The following is a 780-nucleotide window of genomic DNA, read 5'->3' as shown; positions in this document are numbered from 1 at the left end:
GAAGGTCTTTCATTGATATGTTGAATAAATCCTTGAACAGCGTTTCTAATCTCATTTATATTTTTATAAAAGACATTATGAATCACAGATTGTTTTAACCATTTCCATAATCCTTCAATTAAGTTTAATTCAGGACTATAAGGTGGTAAAAAGACTAACCTTAATCTATTTTTGTGTTCGTTTAAAAAAGGTTGTATGACTTTAGCGTGATGAATTCTTGCATTATCTAAAATCAAAACAATCTTTCCAGTTGGATATTCCTTTAAAACATTGTTTAAGAATTTAAGAAAAATCTCAGCTGTGTAACGTTCTTCTTCTTGAACATAAACATGACCTGTCTCATAGTTAAGGATTCCTATTAATTTGATACTTTTATTATTCCCGTAAGTAGGAATAATCCGTTGTTTTCCTTTGGGAAACCAATTATTGACTAATGATTGATAATCTCTAATGGAACTTTCGTCTTGAAACAATAAATGATCAATCTCTCCACGAATCAAAATTTTTTAATTGTTCGAATTCCTGTTTAAATCTCTCTTGTTTTTCTTGACTGGCTCTAGCTAATGAGTAAGTCGGACGTGAGTAGCTAAAACCTAAGCGTAACAACATGTCACGCATTCCTCCTTTAGTAAATGAGATGCCAAATTCTCTTTTTACCCAAAGACATAGAAGCTTACAATTCCAAGTCATATAAGGTTCAAGCCCAACACCTGAAGGTGTTTTCTCAACTATTGTTTCAATTAACGAAGCTTCCTGTGAAGGTGAAAGTTTCTTCGGACA

General features: G+C 32.1%; 2 protein-coding genes. Both read right to left on the bottom strand.

All coding sequences use genetic code 11. From position 1 onward, the window contains the following. Nucleotides 1-473, bottom strand: a 473-nt coding sequence (locus NEH74_RS13175; RefSeq protein WP_411040631.1) for an IS630 family transposase, incomplete at its 3' end; no start/stop codon positions are given. Nucleotides 474-480: 7 nt separating this feature from the next. After that, the coding region (locus tag NEH74_RS13745; protein ID WP_411040630.1) for a helix-turn-helix domain-containing protein at nt 481-780 on the bottom strand (300 nt) is incomplete at its 5' end.

Origin of the sequence: Turicibacter sp. GALT-G1 (assembly GCF_025594995.1) — a bacterium.
Classification (GTDB): domain Bacteria; phylum Bacillota_I; class Bacilli_A; order MOL361; family Turicibacteraceae; genus Turicibacter; species Turicibacter bilis.
Note: the sequence above shows the minus strand (reverse complement) of the source record. Positions and strands in the feature narration are given on the sequence as shown.